The organism is Legionella pelazae, from assembly GCF_052527395.1.
The window spans coordinates 53,705-74,742 of record NZ_JBNVZS010000015.1; the positions used below are offsets into that span (position 1 = coordinate 53,705).

The following is a 21,038-nucleotide window of genomic DNA, read 5'->3' on the forward strand; positions in this document are numbered from 1 at the left end:
TCTAATGGCTAGTTATTTTAAAGTTCAAAATCAGAAAAAACAAGTTTTGTTTTTACGCAGTATGTAAATTAATAATTAATTTTAGAAAAATTTTTCTTGTAGAGGGAACAATCTCCCTTATTAGTTATTAGCTTATTTCGTTTTATAAATAAAAAAATAAGCTATTCTATTTCAACCATACTCTACTCTTATTTTATAGTTAATTTTTTTCAACAAATTAAATCGTGTTATCTTAGCTTGTTTACATAAGGCTAACGAAATATTATTAAATTAATAAATTTAAATGGAATTTAGAAATGAAAGATAAGGCATTAGTATCGGGGTTTGCTCGCTCATTTATATCTGGCAACCCAATTTCAAATGCAACAATTACGGTTCTTGAAAATAGGCAATTAAGATTTCAGACTGACTTAGCTGGAAAATTTGGGCCTTTTGAATGGTCCATAGGAGAGCCTATTACTTTAGTTTTTGAAAAGCCAGGTACTTTTTGGTCTGGTTATAAGACAACCCAAACTCCAACAATTATAGTTCCACCCGATGGTATAAACAACAGTAATTTTTTGAATAATATTTCTTTTCAAGTTCCTTCAAATATGGCCTATAAATTTTTTTCTTTAGCAATGGGCGTTAAAGAGGATGTCAAAGCAAGCCAGATTACGGCAACTATTACTCCACCAAATACTACTTTAGATGATATTCCTCAAGGTATTGCTGGTGTATCAGTAACTTTATCTCCGGAAATAAAAACAAAGCCATTTTATTTTGGGATTTTTCCAGTTATTCACAAAACCAACCCTTTTAGTAAAAACTTAAATGTTACCTCGCTTGACGGTGGTGTTGCTTTCACCAATGTTCCTCCAGGTGATTATATAATGGAAGCGAAGAAAGATAATATTACTTTCTCAAAAGTAATGTTTAAAGCGCGTCCAGGTATCTTAGTTAATGCAAGTCCTCCACAGGGGCCAACAATGATAGATAATCTTGATCAAAATCAATTGCCAAGCAGACAAAAGAAATTCAGTTTTTTTAAAAATAAATTAGTAGAAATTAATAATAAAGAAGCTAACGAGATATCAAAAAAGATATAAAAATTTTAAACTTATACAAAGGATTTATAGATTTTAAGGTATTAGCACTTACCCTAATATTAAATCATATTATTAGAGATTAAATTTGATGCTAAACAATTCTTATGAAAGATAATAAAAAGGTCATTGGGACAAGTGCAATATTATTAGCTACGATGTTATGGGGGATGACCTTTTCATTTATAAAAGATGCTGTCACAACCCTTAATCCTTTTAATTTTTTATACTGGTGGTTTGGCATTGCTAGCATATTACTTTTTATTTTATTTTTTAAAAAAATTAAGATTAATAAAAAGAATACTTATTATGGTATACCATTAGGTATATCATTAGCTGGTACTGTTATTTTTCAAACTGTTGGTCTTTTTTATACTACTGCGTCAACTGCAAGTTTTATTACAGGATTATCTGTGGTATTAGTTGCTTTGATTGAGTCATTATTAAACAGAAGTTATACATCTGTATATTTAATAGTTTCAATTGCTCTTTCCATTGTTGGGATCAGTCTTATTACTCTTTCTAATGGACTAATTATTAATCAAGGTGATATTTGGGTTTTATTGTGCCTTTTGTTTTGCAAGTTATATTATTATTGCTGGAAAAGCATCTCGTATTCATGAGACTTTAACATTAACCTTTTTGCAATCAATCTTCGTTTGTATTGTAGTTGGCATAGTTAGTTTTTTAACAAATGAAATCAGACTTCCGCAACAAATGAATGTATGGGTCTCAGTTTTATTTTGTAGTATTTTTGCTTCAATTATAGCTTTTATATTACAGTTGAAATTTCAGAGATATGTCAGCTCATCAAAAGCAGCAATAATTTTTTCCCTTGAACCAGTTTTTGCTACAATAACTGCAGCCCTATATTTGAAGGAGAAGATAACTGCTCAATTTTTGTAGGTGCTTTAATGATATTAATGGCAATTCTATTATCAGAATATCATACAAAACGCAAAATAATACCACAGAATTAATTTTAAAAAATATTTTATTGAAAGGTAATTCATTAGTCATATAACTTTACTTATTTTAATACAATTCAATAAATTATTAGGTTTCTTATTTAAAGCCATTCAAAATGTTAAGGACTTCAAAGGGTAATTTTTTTTCTTGCTCGTTAGAAATCAGTTTCTTAGTATGTGCAAAAAATGCTACTTGTTTAAATAAAGACGGTACCTCACTATTTTGACCTGATATCTTTGCTAAATGAGCCGACTGGCAGGGATTAATTTTATAAACAGATGCTAAGGCAGTTTGAAGCGCTTTTACATCTTGATGAGAAGAATCTAGTTTTAAAGCAACAATTGTAGGGGGTATAGCTTTAAAAATTTCTATTAAATCTGTACTACTAAAATGATTTCCATTTAGGTTAATATGAGTAATGCATTCAGGAAGAGATTGTAATATAGTTATTAACTCTGCTCTACCTATATTATTTTCGCTTAAATCTAGATCATTAATATTAGGCGGAAGTATTAGAAAGATATCTCTTAAATCTGCTAATTTCTTATAACCAAGGCCATTAGAGCTTAAGTTTAATCGGCTGATTGTATCTGGAAGAGATTTAACTACTACTTTAATTTCTAAAACATTCCTAAAACTTAAGCTATTAGAACTTAAATCAAGTTCAGTAGTAGATTTAGGTATAGTTTTAAGCGCTTCTACTAACTCCGGTAAAAGTTTCGGTAATTTTAAATAAAAATACATTGTTGTTACCACATAAATGATTTTTTAATTCTTTTGAGAAGAATTCGCTTTATAAAGACATTATTATAACGTAAAGGTCATTTAAATTTCAAATTGTTAATTAATTAATCTTAAGGTTATTAAATAAAGCATTTATTGACCTTTAAGACTTGTTTGTTCGAGCTCAAATGAGGCAGTTTTTCATTTAATTAAAGCCTCATTTATAAAAAATTTAAAAATTTTATGATATTAATTAAGCTATTTAGAAAATTCAATAATATTAAATTAAAAGAGTTTTTCTGTTTAATCTAATCTAATAAAACAAAAATTTAGATTAGTTAAATTTAACACCTAATTAGCACAGGTAAAGTTAGGTATATAGCTATATCCTAAGAACCTACTTTTCGTATTTTCAAAAGCTTTAGCTTTTAATAACGCTATATCGACACAGCCTGGGTAGTCAATTTAGCAAATAATTCTTATAAGTCTGAATAGCTAGTTTACCTTGTTTCTTTTCTAACTGATTATTAAATATCTTAAATTAAAGTTAATTAACATTAAGCCGAAAATTTATACATCAATAGGTGTCTTCATAAATTTTAAACTAATTGGAAGCTTACATAGTATTTTTCTACTTCCTATTTCTGCTAAAGGACAATTATTATGAAAAATAGTCTGCGTTGCCTTTTACTAGTATTTATTTCATTTTTTAGTATTGGAGGTCAGACGAAACAAAATTTTTTTACAACAAGTATCTTAGAGCAAATAATTCAAAAAGGTGGCTTTGGCTTTGCAAATTTAGAACACCGCGAATTGGGGGATGCTCTTGTTTTAAAAGGTCTGCAAAATTCTAATTCTGAATTAATTCTTCCGAATGGAATAAAAGTTACCTATGGCGAAATTGTAATGCTTGCTGGCGATTTATTTGGAAACGCTAAATACCCTATATCGAGTTGTTCTCTAACTACACCGCAGGATTGCTTTGAAGCACAATTTAATACATTAGCACTAGCTCCCAAAGCTAAGGTTTTCGATGAGATAAAACAACTAAGACAATTCTTTGAAAAGTTATCTTTAGAATTACAACAGGCTCGAAGTCAGGGCCAGGATGATTGGGATTTTTATAAGAAAAAAGCTAATGATATAACGAAAGCGCTTAATCGCCTAACTGGTGGAGGAAGCTTTATTAGTGATTATATTCCTTTTGGCCAATATATTCTATTAGCTCAAGTTAACTTTGACCATTTTGTGCCAGATTCTTTAAAAGCCTATCAAGTGGGGCATCAAATGGCATTAAAAACAGCTTTAAAGGCTCATCAACTGTTTTTGCAAAATAAGCTTCAAGAAGCAGATAACGTATTGCAACTTGCCTATGCGCAAAATGCTTTTGCTAATCATTATTTAACCGACTCCTTGTCATCAGGGCATATGAGAACACCTAGAAGAGCTGTTGCAAAAATTCATTTACCGGCCGTCTTGAATCTATTGATTGCTAATTTAATGCATGACGAAGATAGTCAGCAGGGATTGTGGGTTTTTAATTCAAATGGAATGAATTGGTTAGCTTATGGTGATGGAAATCTTTATAAAAAGGATAATGTATTTCACTATGAGTTAACTATAAAAATTATGCAATTGTCAGCAGATGATATCTATGAAGTATTTAAAACGGGCGTACTTCCTGATATTTTTCCGGAGATGGAACTTTTACCACTTTATGATCGTATTGGCGAATTAAACAATACCTCTCCTCTCTTTAAAGTAGAAAATGGCAAGCTTTTGAAGAGAGAGGCTAACTTTGATCCTTGGAACTATCATTGGACAGATCACTGGATTCCCTTAATTACTTTATTAGAATTTCAAATTAAAAATAAATAAAAATTTTATTCACTTAAAAAAATAGAGAAATTTATTGCCATTTATTTAGTTTTAAAAGATAAAGAACGTTTTATTACTTAGATAAAGTACTTATTTTCAATAGCTAATTAAATTTTGACAATTAAATTTTTTTTTAAGCATTCTATTTAAGCTTATAATAATATATATATCAGGAAGGAGTTATGGTGATTTTTTAGGAAGAGATGTAATAATACTACGAGGTAATAAAAGCCAGTAATAGCCTTCATTTTTCATATGTCCTGCTATATATGTAGCTTTGTCTCCAGCTCCCCAAAAGACATCTCCTCGAACAGGGCCTCGAATTGCACCGCCTGTATCTTGGGCAATCATTAAGCGCTGCAGAGGTTTTTGTTCATCTGATTTTTGATTAGGCATTGTCGTATTAAGCCATAATGGCGTACCTAGAGGAATCCATTTTCTATCTATAGCCAGCGAATAACCTGGAGTCAGCGTAACATCCTCTGCGCCAATGGCAGCTGTTTGCTTTAAAATCCGAAAGAATACGAACGATTTATTAAGATTAAGAATAGGTAATATGTCTTGAGGATGTGCTTTTAAGTATGCTTTAATACCTTGCATAGAGGCATTATCTTTAGTCATTACTCCTTTATCTATTAATACCTGCGCTATAGATGTATAAGGTGCGCCGTTTTCGCCAGCATAGCCTACATATAAAAGCTTCCCATTAGGTAGTTTAACAACGCCTGAGCCTTGAATTTCTAAAAATAATCGATCGATACGATTATTAACCCAAACAAGTACCGGAGCCTTTCCTATAAGGGCTCCGTTATTAATTTCTTCTCGTGTATAAAAAGGTACAACTTTATTTCCTTTAATTTGACCGACTATATGTTGATGAGCAAAATTAGGATTAAAATCTTCTAGCTTAGCTATAACCATATTATAAGGTAGGCCATAAAGGGGAATATTAAATTCACTAGTTTTTGAAAGACTACCATCTAATAAAGGTAAATAATATCCAGTAAAGAGACCTTGAATTGGAGCTTTATTATAAAACTCAACAGGCGTAAACCATTTTTGAAAGAATTCACGTGCTTTTGCTTCATCAATCGTATGGGGATTAAGAGCTAATGCGTTGCGACAAGCAGGATACCAATCTTTAATTTTTAAGGGAATTTCTTTGCTGCCAACAGACTGTTCAGGATCCTGCCTCAAAAATCCAGTACAAGAAATTTGAAAAGCCATAAATGACTCTTTTAAATTAGTTTCCCCCCAGCCAGGTAATTCCTCAAAAGTTGTCTCTTTAATAGTAATTGGCGACACAGGCTCATTCAATGTCCATGCCGGAAATCCAAAGCCAAGACTTAAAATTATAATAAGGATGTATGGGATTTTTTGCTTCATATATGAATAAATTTTATACTATATAGTATAAATTTGAAACAAATTAGTTGAAATAAATGCGATTATAATTAGTATGGGTTTCATTTAAAACGATTTATCTATTTCAATTTCAGATTTTTCTAAGCTTTGCTGCATATGATTTTAACATCTTATATGCTTGAAATTTAATTGATTCAATATGGCTATGTTAAAAATTTAATTTATGCAATTAAAGGTAAATTTTATGAATAAATTTACAGCAGTCGATTAACTATAAGAACTATATTGATTTGCTGATATATTAGTATTTCTTTCTAGTAATTTTTATAAGAAATTTAGGTTAAAATTTTAAAAAACTTCTTATAAAGGTTAAAGTTATACAGGCGCTTAATTTTAGGAAGATCAATTAAGTTATTTAGAAACAAAGAGGGATATTATGTTTTCTAAAATGTTTGCATTGAAAAAGAAACACAGAAATTATCTAAAATTAACAGAAGTGAAGGATCAGGGTGAAATCATAATACTCACCTTTAAAAAACCTGATTACATTCAAGTTAAACCTGGGCAATATTTTGCTATTTATCCGAGTAATTATTTGCCTAGAGAGGTTATGAAGCCTTTATTATTATCTATTGCTTCTGGAAGCAGTGATGAATACATTCAATTTACCTGTCAAAAAGCAGCTTATACATTTAGTATAAAAAAGACTTTAGAAATCTTTAAATTTCACTCAGGACGTTCAATATTACTAGATGGACCTTTTGGCAACGGATTTACAATAGATAATACTCAAGATCCCATACTAGCCATTGGAGCTGGTAGTGGTATTTCGTTATTACAAAGCATAAAACATAGTGTAAACGAAAGTACACCCTTAAGGGTAATTTACAGCGCAAAAGATATTAAAAATATTCCTAATTTTGACGAAATAAATCTCTGGGCAGAAGATAAAGAAAATTATCTGACTTTAACACAAACAGACAAAATTCCTAAAGGGTGGCACCAAGGTAGAATTAATGATTATTTAATGCAAACCAAAATTGATAAAAGTACTAAAATTATTATTTTTGGCCCAGATATTTTTATTAAAGTTATTGTAGAGATTTTACAAAAAGAAGCTCATCCTTTAGAAAAAATATTTATCAGCTCTAATCGGATTAAAGTTGGCAATAATGAAAATATTTATTCCATGATAAGTGATAAAGGGAAAGAGTTTTTATCTGAAGAAGAGGAAGATCAATTTAAAAAAAAATTGAGTATGTAAGATATGCAACTTCAAATATTATGAATAGCATTATTGTCAATGTTTTATCTGTAGTTGACAAGGGTTGGATTCCTCAAAAAAAATTACTGAGTGTAGTCGATATTAACCAAATTGAATTTGCTCTTAAAGGGGAACAAATTTTTGATTTAATAATTAATGAAATTAAAAAAGCAAAAAGACAAGTATTGATACAAACATTTGCTTGGGATAGGCGTACTAAATTTGTTCATGATCTACAGTCTGCTTTAATAGAAATTGGCAGAAGAAAATTAAATCAAGGTGATAATATTTATCTTGATGTATTTATTTTACTTGATGAACTTGGACCGTTAGCACAACTAGTATTTCGGCAAAAAAAGCCAATCAACTGGCCCCATTCTCCTAAGGACCTTGGTTTAAGTGATTTACCTGACAATATACGTATTCATATAGGAGTGCATCATCATAATTGGTTAGACGCAGCACATTCTAAAACCGTTTTGATAGATAACAATACAGTCATTATTACAGGAGCCAATTTCCAGGTCTCTAATTATGGTCCTAAATGTAATTATGATGCTGCTATATTATTAAAAGGAAATTCGGCGCACGCTGCTTTTTTCGATTTTACCAATAATTGGAAAAAAAGAAGTAATGCTAGTGAAGAAGATATAGTGCCTACTTATGTGGAAGAAAATATATCCGCACCGACTGACATTATTGAGGAAAAAAATAGAGCAACAGTGCTATATTTAGCAAGCAAACTTAGAAGGAACTATACTTCTGGCTTATTTGTAACATTACCCTCTGAGCCAATAAATAATGCCTTCATGGCAGCGCTTGGAAATGCTCAAAATATTATTCGTATTACTACACCAAATTTAAATGAGTTATCCATTTTGAGTTTATTGCTTGATTTTATCAATAAAAGAGATGGCATCCTGGAGTTAATCTTAGGAAAAGGATTTAATGACCGAAGAGAAAAAATGTATGGGGGTACTAATGATGCTGCTGTTGCACGATTACTAGCAGGCATAGCTCCAGATAAAAGTAAGAAACTTAATATTAAATGGTATTCCAAGATAGAATTAATATTGGAGTAGTTCATATGAAATTTATGACTATCGATGATCAAATTCTTATTTTTGGATCAGCTAACCTTGATAAAATAAGCTTGCGCCATTGTCATGAAACCAACATTGTTATTGATCACAGAAGATTAACCATGAAAGCAATTACTACTTTATTTAAACCGGCATGGGAAACAAGTATCTTAATTGATAATAATTTACATAAAAAAGTAATTAATTCTAATGGCTTATAATAAAGATTTATCTTGCAGTTTAGAAAGTAACACATCTTTATAAACTCAATAGGTAAATCAAGATTATCGAAGCGCACTTACTCAGTTTAGCTCTATATTCAATTTTATTGAAATGAATGAAATTCTGCAGAAGCAACTTTTTTGCTTCATAATAAATGCTTTCGTCACTTTTAATTAGTATTACACTTACAATCCTAAATTTAAGATATCTAGATTACAGCTATGTTCTTAACAACTACAAAGTAAGGAAAAAATTTATAAGTATCAGAATATATTTATAAAATTTGTACTGTATAATGTAGTTTTAATAAGGTGATTATAATAATTACCCAAATTTTACGTGAATAATTTCACGCCTCTATTTCACTAGTTATCGCTACCTAGGTGAATTAACTTGCCTTTTCATGAAAAATACAAGCATTACTTTTTATAAAAGTACCTTGAAGTTGTATAAAATTTAAACTACTTTTTAATAAAGGGTTTCTTTAGCTGTGAGATGATCAGACCATTTCCTTAGGCAGAAAATGTTATAAGGGTGCTCGTTTGATTTTCTGGCTTGTATTGAAAGAGGTGGTCAATGAATCATTTTATTAAATATTCTTTATATTTATTAGCAACAGGTTTTTCGATTTCAAGTCACGCAACAGAATTTATCGTAACTAATACAGCATCTTCCGGTTCAGGTTCACTGTTTGATGCCATTCAACAAGCCAATAATAACCCTGGACCTCATACTATTAAATTTAACATACCCAATAATGATACAGGTTGTAATCCCAATATAGTTCAAGGTCATTCAGTATGTTCGATAAAACCTGCTAGTAATACACTTTTAGTTCTCAATGTACCGATAGAAATCGATGGATTTTCACAAGCAACCTTTGCCGGTGCTCCGCCTAATACTCATTTAGTAGAAGTAAATGGCGTAAATGCGGGTGGTTCTGGTTTTGTGATTAATCAATCGGGCAGTGGCTCTACTATTAAAGGGTTAATCATTAATCGCTTTGGTGATGAAGGTATTTTTATAGCAGGTGCAAATAATAATAACATTATTAATAATTACGTTGGACTCGATCCGACAGGAAGTTATTCCAGTCATGAAGGCGTAAATTATGGAAATGGACTTAAGGACGTTAAAAAAAGACGCGTCGGTATTGGAATTGAAGGAGGGAGTCATAATTTAATAAGTGAAAATGTTATTTCAGGAAATGGTAAGGCTAATATTTTTATGCGAAAACAAGGTGAAACGGTACCTCAAAGTAATATTATTGAAAAAAATAAAATAGGAACCGATAAAACTGGTTTAGTGAAACTTCCTGCCTGGAAAGAGACCTCTTATTCAGTTTATATTTTAGCAGGTCAAAATACTTTGATTAATGATAACGTAATAACAGGTAGTGGCAAAGTTGAGATTGCCTTACTCATCGATGATTCAAATAACACGATTACCAATAATAAAATTGGTGTAGGTGCTGATGGTGAGACCCAATTAGCTAATTTAATTGGTATTAAAGTAAATGGCAGTAACAATAAATTAGAAAATAATATTCTTTCTGGGAATGCCATAGGTGTAACATTAGCTCATTACGTCAATCCAATTTCAGGCGAAGAGATTCCACCAAATAATGCCATTGAAAACAATATTATAAATAATAACTTAGTAGGTGTGACTCAGTCTGGGCAACCTCTAGCAAATGACTCGGTAGGCGTTCAATTGCAGGCCAAAGCAAAAAATAACGCAATAACTAATAATACGGTTGCTAATAATGGTGTTGAAGCCCTTCCATCAGCTCAAAGAGGGGGCGTGGTTTTAACCTCAATTGATGAAAATGGCAATCCTAGCACCAATTATCCAGTTAGTAATAAAATTACCTCTAATAAAATATTCAATAATGGTGGTGTTGGAATCGATTTAGTAAAATTTACTACACCATTAGGATTTGCTGATGGTCCTACCTTAAATGGTGCTGTGGGGCATGACGGTCCTAATCGTTTTCAACATACCTCACAATTTAAATATGAAAAAAGCTTGATCAATCCTGCTCAAATAAAAATCTATGGCATGTTAGACTCTTATGCAGGTGAAAAATATTTAGTGCAATTTTGGGCTAATCCTAATGATAGTTTTACGGCATACACTCTCGACAATTTTGGTGAGTTTAAATCTGGACAGGGCCAGTATTTAATAGGTGAAGTGGTTGTTACAACGGATTCAACCGGTCATGCTGATATTAGATACATGACAGAAAATACACTTCTATATAATAGTAATTTAATAACGGCAACTACCACCAGGTTACAAACTAATGACACCTCTGAATTTAGTATGGCCTATCTTTTCAATGCAGTAGGCAACCCTAAGGCCTATAAACAAGTAGATGCTCAAGGTAAGTATAAAAATGAAATAGAATTGCCAAACTATTGTATGGATTTAGGTAGCCATCAAGAAAAAAGGGACTGCATTAAAAACTTTATATTAATGAATGGGCTTGGCAATTTAGCTCAAAAATATCAAAATTAATAATTTAACCTTCTTATCAATCAATGAATTCGATCAGAAGGTTAAATATCTCTTCAAGCTAATTTATTTTACTTAACAGTTAAAATGGCTGCTTCGCGCCAGCGACTAATCAGCTTAGAGCACTTTGAACCAAATTAATAAAATATAGGTCCAAAAACTTTCCAACCAATTAGAGCCAATAAAATAAAGAGGATTATATGGCCGCCAAGCACACCATAATTCCTACTTCTAAAGTCTGCTCTATTCCAATAAAGACCTAGAATAAGCCAAACCAGCATAATTATCCAAAAGACTATTCCAATCGGCATTTTTTTTCCTTAACTATAAGAACCTACTAATAGTATAGTATTTTTTCCATATTCAAGAAGCATCTAATCGAAACTTATACTAGGCGATGCCATCTCAGTTAAGACGACAAAAACCAACTATAAGCTTGAATTTAAGTGTATTTCTTCACATGGCTGCCCATCCGATGAAATGCCATATAAATAGCCTAATGATTTGCATACGAAAAAATAATACAGGATCGCCCATTATCTGGACAATAAGGTCTCTCTGTTTATTTATAAATGAAGGATAAATTGACAGCTTTATCAATTATAATCAATAAATGGTTATTAGGAACCATCTGTCGTAGATTGAGAGTAACTACTGTTTGCTCTTGATAAACTTTATGGCCTTGCATGTTTCACCTCCAGCACATAAGCCATATTTTATCAAAATCTTTTCTACTAATTATAAGCTACTTTTTCAACAGGCTGCTTGAACTACTACACTTTCTATATAGGTTTTCGGCTTTTTATAAATTCACTCTAGTAATATTAATGCACAATTATGTAATAGCCTCAATACTTTATTTTTTTCAAACAAAATTTATTTTTTATCTCAGTTGCAACATCTAAATTTCCGGATCAATAATTTGTCTAAATAATTATCCAACTCTAACTTTAGATCTAATTTCTCTAAAATCTGAATCAAGTAGTTCTTCTAATTCACTGTCGTTAATCAAAGCTGAGTGAATAAATCGAGTCAATGAATGACGCGTATTTCCAGACCCTTGCAAATTTTCGTTTAAGAGAGCCAAAAAGACCTCTTTGCTTAGATTAGACGCTTTTCTAAGTCCAAGTACTCTTTGCAGATTCTGGGCTCTTAAAATACCACTTTCGCCATGAAACCAATGAGAAAAACGAGTTAGACCACGTACTCCTTCTGCATTTTTTTTGTACCAGGCTAAATAGTTCTGTATACCAATATTTGCTTTTTCAATACATTCATCTGTTGATAATTTATCTATTTTTTTGGAAAACTGGTTTACTTTAATATCATTAAAAGCAAAAAAAACATCAACGCGTTGCTTATACTTGGGAAACTTTCGAAAGTCATCACGTGTAACTTGCGCATGCCCATGCTTAAAATTCGAATGGAGATATTCTTCTTCAGATTTGTTACTATCATAGATAGTGTCATCGATTACAAGTACTGTAGCTTCTTCTTCGTCTAACTTTTTTCCTATTGCAGCTGCAGAGGCAATCAAATATTTTATACTATATTTTGATAATATCTTTTTTAATGCTTCTGTCGTGTTGGGATTTAAAATTTCTTCATTAATAAGCAGAGGTTTATTTTTAGCTTTTAAAAATGGAAGGTGAAGTAAAATGGAGAATGGGTTTGCATTAATATAATAATAATCATAATAAGCATGAGGTGGAATTCTACTTTCAAATTGATGATCAAATTCATCACAAAAAACATCTGATTTTCCCTCAAAATGAGCAATATAATTTTTCCCAAAAGTTAATAAGAACAAAGAGGTAGATTGCTTTAACTCTGAATAAGCACCAAGAAAAAGAGGGCAGTAATTATCCATGAGACTGTCTCTACTCCTAAGATTCAATTGCCTCTTAGAAAAATCTGTGCCAAAAATCTTACCAACATCATCAAAATCAATTGCATAAACCACATCATAATCAAAATATTGCGAGCTAGATGTATTCGCTTTTTTTTCTTCTAATGTTTTGAAATGACGAACTCTAATATTGGCACCATTCTGATTTAATTTTTCAACAATTGCTTGTAAAATTAACTGTTGCTCATGGTTATCATCGATTTCAATACAATCTACCTCAATATTTTTATAACCATTGTAATAAAGCTTTAAAATGATCATTAAATCTTGAAATAAACCACCGCTCCCTAAACTTAATAAGCGAATAACCGAGTTTTTATTGTTGTTTTGTACTGCATTTAAAATTTGTTCTTCATATTTACTGCGAATATTGAAATAAGTTGCACGAGCGTGTGCTTGAGTCATTACACACCAACACTCATATAGCCAATCCATACTCGGCTGCACCGGGATACCAGGCGAGTCATAAATAGAAAGGGGCGCGCTTTGGGTAGGATTTTTATAAAGAAATAAAAGCCACCTATTAAATGTTTCTAAATCCAGTTGAGCAATTTCTTCTGCGGTATATAAATTATATCGACTCATATGTATTTTATGTATTTATAGAATTTATTAAAATTGAAGATAGTGTAACTGAATCAAGTTTATAGATCAATTTTTCCTCACATAGAATTAAACTCGATCACAGTCGCACTTCAATAGGTTGATTAATACAGTGATAAAACACTGATTGACTAATTTTCATTGTTCGTAAATCCTGCCTAAGATTAGATTTTATGCTTAGATGCTTTTTTAAGCAGGCTACGTTCAATCACACCATGCTTTATTGCTGAGGCTCAGCAATATGCCCTGAACTAAAGAAGCGGCTGGACTGGTATAAAAAACAGTATTCTAGCTGTTGGCATCTGGATTAAAACAAGACGGTAGTCTTTCTAAACAGGTTCAGCATTGTCAGATTAAGTACTGTAACAGTCGATTGGAGGCATACCATGGCAAGCTTAAACGCCTTATTAATTCAGTACGATGATTTAGAACCATGAAAACCGCTTATGCAACCATTAAAGGGCTTGAAATCATGCGCATGTTTAAAAAAGTACAATTTAAAGTTTGGATCTACGGTACTCAAAACGAGGCGTCATTTATCAATGAACAATTTGGAATCTATAGCTAACTTGCGCCCAAAATTCATGATTCAACCGCTTTAATATTATTTGCAATAGTGCCGCTATATCCGTTACAGATACATCTATCCTATAATCATTCAGACTTATTGCTTAGAGTACTTTTCATTAAGGTTTTCTAAAATTTTTTCTGCTTCCTTTGGATTAACTGCCCGCAAAATAGCATCTAATTTCGCTTCTTTACGCTCGTCACCTTCTTTCGACTGAGTTGAGCCAACATATAGAAAAAGAGCTAGGCCACCTACCTGCCACATAAGCTGTAAAAATTCAGATTGCCAATTTTCAAGCGTATCTCGGGAGGTCTGTACTAGATAAGATGAAACAACAACAGGCTGTTTTTTTGAGCGCTGCTCATCAACATAAGCAAACCAAGAGAAAATCCAGTGCCCAGCTATGCTAAATAGAAACAAACCTAATGTTATCCAAAAATAGCTGTACTTTTTATAAATTGACATTTTCTTCATTATCTTTCCTTGATTAATTTAAATAAATTAAGAAATTTAAAATCATTTACTCTACGATCAAACTAATATGCCGAGTTAGGTTTAAAAAGTAGCCCCCGGCTTTACCATTATTTAAAATAAAGTAAGACATTAGAAATCAAAAAATGCTCTTCATTTATAATAATACTAAAATCAGTGTTTCGTAATTATAGTTTCACTATCGATCTATAAAAGTAATTTATTAATGATTCTATATTATTTACCTCGCTAAAGAGAACTCAATGGTTCATCAAACATTTAATTAATGACAAGTTTTGAGTATTTACCTTTTAATTCAATCACGCTATCCAGCTGCTGCGGTCACCAGTAAATCATTATTCAGAATAAATTTTAGTTGTACGCGAGCATCACTTGCAGAGCTATCTATCCAATTAATAGAGTTAATTTACTTAAAAATTTTTCAGATGAAGTTCTTCCCTTATCAAATAAAAAATTTAAAAACTTAAGCTCTGCATTAAATACTGTGGAATAGTCACGACTAAGAATTTCACAACTAGAGATTGGATAAATACGCAAATCTGCCCACCGTTTTGTTTCTCCAAATAAGAACTCTGAATTTTCTTTCAATAATTTTTTGTTATGCGACCTCGTGTCGCACGCATCATATGCTCCCATTCAACCCGCCAAGCACGTTTAAACCTAGAAGCTGCCTGCATGTTACAATTGGCTAAATCAATTTGAAGACGCGCATCAAAATTTACAACGGCAGTATAACATTGTACCTTAAACGCAAAGACAATTCGCGCTTGCTTTTTTGCCTAACTAAAGGTTTAGGCGATTGGCCAAAGACAGAAAAAGAGAGAAGTAAAATAGAAGTAAAGCTTAATATACGAAAGATTGTAGACATTTAAATAAACCAGCTGATATATCGACCAATCATTGTTTTCATAGTTAAGTTATGACTAATATTAACTACGCAACAAACAGCCTAAATTCTTGATAAGCAATATAGGTGTAAGTTATTTGTTTGTTTTCTATTATATGAAATTTGAAGTCCAATGGTACGAAAGCGTACGCTAAACAATAGTTTTAAACGATCAAATAACATTAGTTGGTTTAGCAGGTTCTGCTGTGTACCTACTATTGTCTCAGTAGTTGATCGACCTTTACATGCAAGCGTGAGACTACGGCGGAATTAAATACAATAATGAATGGGATTTTTCTAGTCCTATGTTAGATACAACTGTAGCATTAATGAACGAGATAATTATATGAATGCTCAAGCTGTAAAAAATACTCAACAAAAAAGTGGCCTATTGATATTCGCTATAGCAATTAGTATTTTCACCTTAGCATTTAATGTCACAACTTTTTATAACCTAACGCCGTTATTAATTAAAAAGTTTAATTTAGCGACTACTACCGCGCAGTGGTTGTTCAATAGTTATTTATTGGCAATTCTCGCGTTAGTCGTCATAGGCGGTAAGTTAGGAGATAATTTTGGTAGGCGTACCATTTTTTTAATTGGTTGTTTAATATTTACGATAGGCTCATTTATCATTGCCATGGGTATGAATGGCTGGATGTTTATTCTAGGTCGGACAATACAAGGTTTAGGAGTTGCCTTAGTTTTTCCCGGCTCTTCTTCCCTTATACGCGATGGTATTCCAGAGGATAAACAAATTTTTGCTTTTGGCATCTGGTCAGCGGCTTCTGGTTTAGGTATGGCATTAGGGCCAGTTATTGGTGGAGTGATAGCAGAATTATTTAATTGGCGAATTGTCTTTATAGTTAATATAGGTGTTATGGTATTTGCCAGTATTATTGTTTTATTACGTGCGCCTAATAATAAAAGTACAACGGTAAACCGGATTGACTTTATTGGTTTGATTTTGTTCATTATTAGCATTGCCGCTATCGTATTAGCGCTAGTAGAAGGCAATAACTGGGGTTGGACAGACAGCAGAATCTTAAGCAGTTTTACTATTGGTATAATATGTTTAGCCATATTTTTGTATGTAGAAACAAAAATATCCTATCCGTTGCTAGATTTAAAAAGTTTCACCAATCCTTTTTTCAGCGCTAGTTTAGTCGGCTTATGCCTGTATGCATTTGCTATGAACGTTCTATTATTTTTCTTTAATTTATTAATACAAAATCCATTATTAGCAAATTACAATACACAACAAGCAGGGCTTGCTATCTTGCCATTATGCTTAGCTTATTTTATCAGCTCTTTATTAGCTAACCGATTATTAAAATGGTTTAAATACGAAGGTATTGTTATTAGCCTGGTATTTTTATTATCGACATTTAGTTTCTTTGCCTTTGCGCATACTACCACAACTACTCATTACCACTATTTTATATTACCATTAATATTGGCTGGCATCAGTTTTGGTATTTCACAAACACTATTCCCCAAAATTGCTATAGCCACCTTACCAAAAGAAAAAACCGGTGAAGCATCCGGTGTGGTAGTAAAAAGTATTTATTTAGGCGTTATTTTGGCCATTTCAGTAGGAGGAATAATTTATCATCAAAGCACGCAATATCATTTCTCTGTTATACTGGAGCACTATCAAGTCAATCATCAATTACAGACACAATTTTATCAGCAATGGATAACCGCTAGCAGTAGTTTTTTCACTACAATTCAGCATATGGGAGAACCTATGCATACAGCTTTAATAACCGCGACTAGACATGCAGCTGTGGCAGGTTTTGATGCCACAGCGTGGTTGATTGCTATTTTTTCACTATTAAAGTTAGTGTCAATAATATTAGTCTATAGATATTTGGATAGAAAAAATTAGCACATTGAGAGTGTTCATTAGGCGGTGTCAATCTAATGACAGACCAAAAAACATTGGGCTTTAAATCGCCAACAATATTATTTTTGGCTCAAACAAACGATGAGGAAGGAGCAATTGTATTAGGCAGTTGCATTAGCGTATTGAGTCCGCGTCTTCAATTTCCATTATAAGTCTTATACGAGCTCGACCGTATGGTCAAAGAATAAACTTCATTTTGTTAAAGGTTAAGATTGCGGACTTATATCCGCCATCCAGAAAGACACGAATTGCTACTAGCAATTGCTTTTCTTGTTTTCTGTGCCCTAATGAACTATGCACGCTTGCTCCTTATCTGATTATCGGCCTTATTTGGCCCCAAACTTAATCAGGTTTTTCAAGCGTTGGTCCTACCTGTTTAACATTATAATGAATGTTCTTCGCAATTCAGTGATTGTCTGTATCTATTACTCACTTATATTTTCAATCTTTAAGCTGCTTTTCTATAGAGGTGACCGGATAACAATATCGCCATAGCGATTCGCACATTTTTATTGGCAACAGCCACAGCCGCTTTATTGAAGCTGCCTTGTTCTTTTTATGACGCCGTACTAGAATGGTCGAGTCCATTTCATTTGATTAGAGTGCTAATCAAACTTAAAGAGATGACCTATTTCTTTGATACAAAGGAACAGCTTAAAAACTTCTTTAGTGCTGCTGGATTTTAAATATAAGCTTTAGAAGATATATTTATTGCCAAGAATTATAGTTTTCTAGATAACACTTAATTACTAATTAATGTTCATAATACTCTTAAGACTTAACTAAACATAAGACAGAGATCAAATAATACTTCTCTAAATTTTTTTGATCTACTTAACAAAATAAAAAATATATACTAGATTAAAATTTATTTATCGAGCTTAGGTAGAATAACTTTCTCTATAAAATAATTCCTTAAAGATGATTGAATAGCTCCTGTTATGTTAGTTTTTCTTACCTCTTCAGGAACTATTTCATCATAATCATTTTCTGTTAGATTCCGCCGCCAATTTGGGAATTCAAGATCGACTAACTCTTTTATCATTAATTCCTGCTTTTCTTTTTTAGCTCGAGCTTCTTCTAAAAGCTGTTTTAAAGCCAATTCTTTTGGTGGTATATAATTTGGTTCAATCCACCTTTGTCCTTTTCTAAGGACACCCATTAACACATTTAAAGGGTCAGTATAATTTTTTGTTTTCTCATTATACTTAAGGCTATAAGAAAACTTGTTTATTGAGTCTTGGACAATTTGAGGTTCTGTTGCATTACTCTCATAAAGTTGCTTAAGTTGAGTTTCAGAAAACCCTATATATTTTAGCTCCTCATAATCAATTTTTTGCCATTCATTTGGTAAATCAGTAGTAGTAATATTAATTTTATTACTACTACTATTAATATAAAGAGCGTTACCTGATATGTTACCTATAATGTTATCTGTATAAGGTTGTAATTTAAATGGATTAAATAAAGCTTGCTGTGCTTGTATTGAGGCCGCTTGAATTTCTTTAGTTATGCCAAGCACTACATAGCCGCCTCTAGAAGCTTTTCCTGGAAGTCGAAAAAGTAAGCTCTTCTCTATAAGCCTAATTAAAGAAGTTTTTACACTACCAATAGAGCAATTTGCCGAAATTGCTAAATCTGATGATAGTATATTACCTGTATCTAACGTTCCTCTAGCAGAACAAATATTAATAACATAAAAGAATAAGTTTTTTTGAATCCCTGATAATCTTTTAATATTATCGACAAGAGAATTTATAGTTTCTACGTTACCTGTATTGTTATCTAAAACGTTATTTATTACGTTACCTTGTTGTTTCTTATTTGTTGTTTCATTGTTATCTCTTTGTTGCTTTCTTGTTATCTCATCGTTACCTAATTGTTGCTTGATTGTTGCCTTTTTGTTACCTGTATTGTTATCTAAAACGTTATCTTGTAAATAGTATTCCTTAGATGGTAAGCTGTCATTAGCCAAATCATTTGATTTAGGTTTGATTTCTTCAGGAGCTTTTGCTGTTTTGTTATCTGCATTCTCTTGGAGCTTCGGCTTTTGATAAGAATCTCCAGCTTTACTATCAACAGTGCCAGTACCAGATAGATCCCATGGCCGATATTCTTTCTTAACAAATTTTCTTTTTTCAATTAGCTCAGATAACTGTGGCATTTGTTACTTCTCCTTATTCATGCTACTACTTCGCCCATTCCCTTTGCGAGAATATCAGTTATTTTATTAACTTGAGATACTGTTATTCCAAGTAACTCTCGTGTTAGCCTGTCAAAATCATCCCGAATAGGGCTATTATTTTTAAGAGAGCTAAATAAATTCTTATTGTTATCAGTAATATTAGGTATTTCCTGTGAAAACTGAACGGTCGTTTCTAATATACGGCCTTCCAGGTCAGGATCATTAATTAAAGAGACAATTGCTTTTTCAGATAAAATAGTTTTACTACTAAACTTATTAAGAAAGACTTTATAGGCAATCTTTTTTTTGAAACGCTTATTTAGAGTATCTATCTCATGTTTTAGAATTTTTAAACCCTTAGCACTAAATTTATCAGGATTTAAAGGCGCTAATATAATGTCTGCATAGAGGCTTGCAGCTGTTACTGCCTGTCCCATAGTTGGTGGGCAATCTATAAATATAAAATCATAGTTATTTGCAACTGAAGCTAACATATCTCTGTAGAGATGATCGAGGGGCATTCGTTCATTTACAATGACATTATCTAAAATTACGTTTTCTATACGGCTAGGAAGTAAATCTATACCATCTGTAACAGTTACAATTGCATCAGTAATCTTTATATTCTCTGTAAGTACATCTATCAACACTGGCTTATCTTCAGCATCAATTCCACATGCATCAGTTAGGTTCCCCTGCGGATCTGCATCTATCATTAATACTTTAGCTCCATAAGTATTAGCGCAACTAGCTACATTAGCGATGCTAGTTGTTTTTCCAGTCCCGCCCTTTACTATTTGCCCTACTATAACTTTGTGATTAAATTTAATGTTAAATAATTGTTTGGCCTGCTCATAAGTCAGATACATCTTATTACCTAATCTCGAGCAATTGATATTTTTTAACTTCAATTGTTTATGTACAGCTTGACCTGATATATTTAGAAAATTGGCTGCATGAGCAATTGACATTTTGGGTTGTGATAACAGATTCTCCTTTGTTATTGATATCATTTCATTTTCCATTTTTTTATATAGTTTATATTATTATGACAAATAAGCGAAAAACATCAACTGTAAGCTATTATTTATTTTCGGTTTTTTTTAAAAAATCATATCCAACTAAAATTTAAAGTGGATTGTTTTTTTAATTACGATGTTACCTCATTGTTATTAAGTTGTTACCTTTAAGTTACCTTTATGTGCTCTGTATGTTATCTATATGTTGTCTTGATTTGGCCGTATAAAGCTGAAAGCCCGAAGCGGTTGTTATCCGATTGTTACTTGTTAGTTATCTTTATGTTACCCATTTTGTTATCTGTTTGTTATTTAAAATTGTCTACTTTGTATCTAATATGCTGAAATAAATTAGTTAACTAAAA

18 protein-coding genes are annotated in these 21,038 nt (G+C 31.8%); 9 read left to right on the forward strand and 9 right to left on the reverse strand.

The window, feature by feature from the left end:
• The first annotated feature begins 296 nt into the window (after positions 1–296).
• The 3 genes from ACQUW5_RS13335 (at position 297) to ACQUW5_RS13345 (ending at position 1,991) form a co-directional block, all read left to right on the forward strand.
• Positions 297–1,088 (forward strand): carboxypeptidase regulatory-like domain-containing protein, encoded by a 792-nt coding sequence (locus tag ACQUW5_RS13335; protein WP_444991759.1) that lies wholly within the window; start codon positions 297–299, stop codon positions 1,086–1,088.
• A gap of 104 nt (positions 1,089–1,192) precedes the next feature.
• Positions 1,193–1,708, forward strand: coding sequence for an EamA family transporter (locus ACQUW5_RS13340; protein WP_444991760.1), 516 nt, complete (start codon positions 1,193–1,195; stop codon positions 1,706–1,708).
• Complete coding sequence (locus ACQUW5_RS13345; RefSeq protein WP_444991761.1) at positions 1,632–1,991, forward strand: DMT family transporter; 360 nt, start codon at positions 1,632–1,634, stop codon at positions 1,989–1,991. Before ACQUW5_RS13340 ends, ACQUW5_RS13345 begins: the two co-directional genes overlap by 77 nt.
• Positions 1,992–2,150: 159 nt before the next feature.
• Here ACQUW5_RS13345 and ACQUW5_RS13350 read toward each other — a convergent pair whose 3' ends face one another.
• The gene (locus tag ACQUW5_RS13350; RefSeq protein ID WP_444991762.1) at positions 2,151–2,798 is read right to left on the reverse strand and encodes a leucine-rich repeat domain-containing protein; all 648 of its coding nucleotides are present in this window, start codon (positions 2,796–2,798) and stop codon (positions 2,151–2,153) included.
• Between the two features lie 642 nt (positions 2,799–3,440).
• Here ACQUW5_RS13350 and ACQUW5_RS13355 point away from each other — a divergent pair.
• Positions 3,441–4,655 (forward strand): phospholipase, encoded by a 1,215-nt coding sequence (locus tag ACQUW5_RS13355; protein WP_444991763.1) that lies wholly within the window; start codon positions 3,441–3,443, stop codon positions 4,653–4,655.
• Between the two features lie 180 nt (positions 4,656–4,835).
• On the opposite strand, the gene mltA is transcribed toward ACQUW5_RS13355, so the two are convergent.
• Positions 4,836–6,041 (reverse strand): murein transglycosylase A, encoded by a 1,206-nt coding sequence (mltA, locus tag ACQUW5_RS13360; RefSeq protein WP_444991764.1) that lies wholly within the window; start codon positions 6,039–6,041, stop codon positions 4,836–4,838.
• Between the two features lie 415 nt (positions 6,042–6,456).
• Here mltA and ACQUW5_RS13365 point away from each other — a divergent pair, with 415 nt between their 5' ends.
• From ACQUW5_RS13365 to ACQUW5_RS13380, 4 genes are all read left to right on the forward strand, one after another.
• On the forward strand, positions 6,457–7,284 hold the full coding sequence (locus ACQUW5_RS13365; protein ID WP_444991765.1) for a hypothetical protein: 828 nt from the start codon (positions 6,457–6,459) through the stop codon (positions 7,282–7,284).
• Between the two features lie 20 nt (positions 7,285–7,304).
• Positions 7,305–8,366, forward strand: a complete 1,062-nt coding sequence (locus tag ACQUW5_RS13370) for a phospholipase D-like domain-containing protein (protein ID WP_444991766.1) — start codon at positions 7,305–7,307, stop codon at positions 8,364–8,366.
• A gap of 5 nt (positions 8,367–8,371) precedes the next feature.
• Complete coding sequence (locus ACQUW5_RS13375; protein WP_444991767.1) at positions 8,372–8,587, forward strand: phospholipase D-like domain-containing protein; 216 nt, start codon at positions 8,372–8,374, stop codon at positions 8,585–8,587.
• 577 nt (positions 8,588–9,164) lie between these two features.
• Positions 9,165–11,108: a right-handed parallel beta-helix repeat-containing protein gene (locus ACQUW5_RS13380; protein ID WP_444991768.1), complete on the forward strand. Its 1,944-nt coding sequence runs from the start codon at positions 9,165–9,167 to the stop codon at positions 11,106–11,108.
• Between the two features lie 559 nt (positions 11,109–11,667).
• Here ACQUW5_RS13380 and ACQUW5_RS13385 read toward each other — a convergent pair.
• From ACQUW5_RS13385 to ACQUW5_RS13400, 4 genes are all read right to left on the reverse strand, one after another.
• On the reverse strand, positions 11,668–11,793 hold the full coding sequence (locus ACQUW5_RS13385) for a hypothetical protein (RefSeq protein ID WP_444991769.1): 126 nt from the start codon (positions 11,791–11,793) through the stop codon (positions 11,668–11,670).
• A 246-nt stretch (positions 11,794–12,039) separates the two neighbouring features.
• Complete coding sequence (locus ACQUW5_RS13390) at positions 12,040–13,599, reverse strand: hypothetical protein (protein ID WP_444991770.1); 1,560 nt, start codon at positions 13,597–13,599, stop codon at positions 12,040–12,042.
• A 682-nt stretch (positions 13,600–14,281) separates the two neighbouring features.
• Positions 14,282–14,659, reverse strand: coding sequence for a DUF6766 family protein (locus ACQUW5_RS13395; protein WP_444991771.1), 378 nt, complete (start codon positions 14,657–14,659; stop codon positions 14,282–14,284).
• A 402-nt stretch (positions 14,660–15,061) separates the two neighbouring features.
• Entirely contained in the window at positions 15,062–15,313 is a 252-nt protein-coding gene (locus ACQUW5_RS13400) for a hypothetical protein (RefSeq protein WP_444991772.1), read from the reverse strand.
• Positions 15,314–15,909: 596 nt separating this feature from the next.
• Between ACQUW5_RS13400 and ACQUW5_RS13405 the strand changes: the two genes are divergently transcribed.
• Positions 15,910–17,454, forward strand: coding sequence for an MFS transporter (locus ACQUW5_RS13405; protein WP_444991773.1), 1,545 nt, complete (start codon positions 15,910–15,912; stop codon positions 17,452–17,454).
• Between the two features lie 195 nt (positions 17,455–17,649).
• Here the strand turns inward: ACQUW5_RS13405 and ACQUW5_RS13410 are convergent, their stop codons facing one another.
• The 3 genes from ACQUW5_RS13410 to ACQUW5_RS13420 all read right to left on the reverse strand — a co-directional run bounded on the left by ACQUW5_RS13410 (position 17,650) and on the right by ACQUW5_RS13420 (position 20,670).
• Positions 17,650–17,772 carry a hypothetical protein gene (locus tag ACQUW5_RS13410; protein WP_444991774.1) on the reverse strand — a complete coding sequence of 41 codons (123 nt, stop codon included), beginning with the start codon at positions 17,770–17,772 and terminating at the stop codon, positions 17,650–17,652.
• A 568-nt stretch (positions 17,773–18,340) separates the two neighbouring features.
• Positions 18,341–19,636, reverse strand: coding sequence for a hypothetical protein (locus ACQUW5_RS13415; RefSeq protein ID WP_444991775.1), 1,296 nt, complete (start codon positions 19,634–19,636; stop codon positions 18,341–18,343).
• 17 nt (positions 19,637–19,653) lie between these two features.
• Positions 19,654–20,670 carry a ParA family protein gene (locus ACQUW5_RS13420; RefSeq protein WP_444991776.1) on the reverse strand — a complete coding sequence of 339 codons (1,017 nt, stop codon included), beginning with the start codon at positions 20,668–20,670 and terminating at the stop codon, positions 19,654–19,656.
• Between the last annotated feature and the right edge of the window lie 368 nt (positions 20,671–21,038).